2 protein-coding genes are annotated in these 2,698 nt (G+C 63.4%); both read left to right on the forward strand.

The genetic code is table 11. The features are described from left to right. Nucleotides 1-363 precede the first annotated feature (363 nt). On the forward strand, nucleotides 364-1,584 hold the full coding sequence (mnmA, locus tag VGY55_00005) for a tRNA 2-thiouridine(34) synthase MnmA (protein HEV2968337.1): 1,221 nt from the start codon (nucleotides 364-366) through the stop codon (nucleotides 1,582-1,584). Between the two features lie 374 nt (nucleotides 1,585-1,958). Further along, a partial coding sequence (locus VGY55_00010; protein HEV2968338.1) for a flotillin-like FloA family protein occupies nucleotides 1,959-2,698 on the forward strand: 740 nt, incomplete at its 3' end.

A 2,698-nucleotide genomic window follows, 5' to 3' on the forward strand; every position in this document is an offset into this window, starting at 1 on the left:
CGGGCATGCGGTGGCGAGAACGCGGCAGCAATAACGTCTGCCATCTGCGAGCGCTCTTCCTCAGCCAACCCGGCCAATGGGAAACCTTCTGGTACGGAACCGCCGTCTGAATCTACCAACTAATAAGACGCTCACCCGAAGTCGGACGTCGGACGTCGGAGGTCGGAAGAGGGTCGTTAGCCGGTTCGCTTGCGAACCGAAGTGCGGCGGCGAACTGAGCCTTGTCGTCTGTCGTCATCAGAACTAGACTGCAATCCACGTCTTACGGGAGCCATCCCGCCGCGAGCGGCGGGGCTAACGAACGTATTCCGACCTCCAACCTCCGACTTCCGACCTCCCAAAACGTCCGAAAGGCTTTGCTCCGTGTCGCGCGTCGTTCTGGCCATGTCGGGCGGGGTTGATAGCAGCGTCGCCGCGCATTTGTTGCGGGCCGCGGGGCATGAGGTGATCGGGGTCTTCATGCGGCATGGTGAGACGGTCGAAGCGGCTTGCGCGACCGAGAACCGCCGGGGACTGTCCCCTTTTGTGGAGCGGGCACCATCGCCAGACGGTCGGGAACAAAAGGGGACTGTCCCCCTCTCCGCGGGCGGTTCTCGGAAAGTCCGCGAGCCGCTGCCGCGGCTGCCGGTCGTTTCCGCTCGGGCCGATCACAAGCAGGGCTGTTGCAGCGCCAGCGACGCCGCCGACGCCCGCCGCGTAGCCGATTTGCTCGATATTCCGTTCTACGCTTTGAATCTGTCCGCTGAATTCGGCCGGATCATCGACTATTTCGTCGCCGAATACCGTTCGGCCCGCACGCCGAATCCCTGCGTCGTCTGCAACAATTGGTTGAAGTTCGGCAAGCTGTTCGAGTATGCCGACAGTGTCGGAGCGGAGTTCGTGGCGACGGGGCATTATGCTCGCGTGGATGCTACGGCCGATGGCGTCGATTCGCCGGCCCTGCGACGCGGATTGGATGCGTCGAAAGATCAGTCGTATGTGCTCTTCGGCGTCGCTCGGCGGTTTCTGCCGCGGATGATGTTCCCAATCGGCAGCTACCGGAAGGAAGAGATTCGCCGGATTGCCAACGAGTTGGATCTGCGCGTCGCGGACAAGAAGGATAGCCAGGAGATCTGCTTCGTTTCGAGCGGCGATCATGCGGATTTCGTCCGCCGCCGCGCGGGAGACGAAGACACTTCGGGCGAGATTGTCACCACCGACGGCTCGGTCGTCGGCCGGCACGAGGGGATCGAAGGCTTCACGATCGGCCAGCGCAAGGGCCTGGGCGTGGCATTCGGCGAGCCGAGATATGTCGTGCGGATAGAGGCGGCGAGCCATCGGGTGGTTGTCGGCACGCGCGGCGAACTGGCGCGAGCCGCGTTTACCGCCGAGCGCGCGAACTGGTTCATCGACGAGCCGGCCGCGCCGCTGCGATGCTTAGCGCAGATTCGCTACAACAGCCGTGCGACGCCCGCCACGGTCGAGCCGCTTGGCGACGGTCGAATCCATTTGACGCTCGATGCGCCGCAGCATGGCGTCGCCCCCGGCCAGGCGGTCGTTTGTTACGACGGCGACCGCGTGCTGGGAGGAGGATGGATTGAGTGAAGGAAAGCCCGACCAACTGCGGCCCGCGCCACGCGTAGGGTGCGTCAAGTCCGCGCAGACGCACCGGGCCGATCTGGCACATGGCCTGCGCAGCGAAGCACGGTGCGTCTGCGCTTCGCTGGACACACCCAACGCACTCGTTTCGCTTCAAACGGCGAAATTCCGGCGAATTCCGCTACGTGCGGCGGCTTTCCGGCGGCTGGGGGAGCGACTATGCTAGTATTGCCAGTTCATCCTTGGGCGTCGGCCCACTTAACCGTAGTTGTCGGTCTTTGGGGTATTGATCTATGTCAACCGCGCTGCCGTATCTTCTGGCTCAACATCTCCTGTTCGCCGACGACAATCTGGAAAAGCTCGGAAAGATCGAGCCGTGGATGTTGATCGTCGGCGCGCTGGCGATCCTGTTCGTGATCGTGGTGCTCGTGGTGGCGCTCAACTACGGCAAGATTTGGTTCCAGGCTTACATGTCGAACGCTCGGGTTTCGCTCCCGAACCTGATCGGCATGAGCCTTCGCAAGGTCGACTCGCGCGTGATCGTCCAGGCCAAGGTCATGGCGATGCAATCGGGGATCGCCAATCAGCCGAGCAACGAGATCACCAGCCGGCGGCTCGAGGCCCATTACCTGGCGGGGGGCGACGTGCCCAAGGTGCTCAAGGCGATCATCGCCGCGCACCGGGCCGATATCGATCTCGACTTCGATCGCGCCGCCGCCATCGACCTGGCCGGCCGCGACGTGCTCGACGCCGTGCAAACGAGCGTGAACCCGAAAGTCATCGATTGCCCCGATCCGGCCACCAGCCGCAAGACCACGCTCAGCGCGATCGCCAAGAACGGAGTCGAGCTGAAGGTGCGCGCCCGAGTCACCGTGCGGACGAACCTCCATCAATTGATCGGCGGGGCGACGGAGGAAACGATCATCGCCCGGGTCGGCGAGGGGATCATCACCTCGATCGGCTCGACCGACAGCCATCTCCTCGTGATGGAGAATCCCGATTCGATCTCGAAGGCCGTGCTGCAGCGCGGGCTGGATGCGCACACGGCGTTTGAAATCGTCTCGATCGACATTGCCGACATCGAGGTCGGCGAGAACATCGGCGCTCGCTTGCAAGCGGA

This window comes from Pirellulales bacterium, from assembly GCA_035939775.1.
Classification (GTDB): domain Bacteria; phylum Planctomycetota; class Planctomycetia; order Pirellulales; family DATAWG01; genus DASZFO01.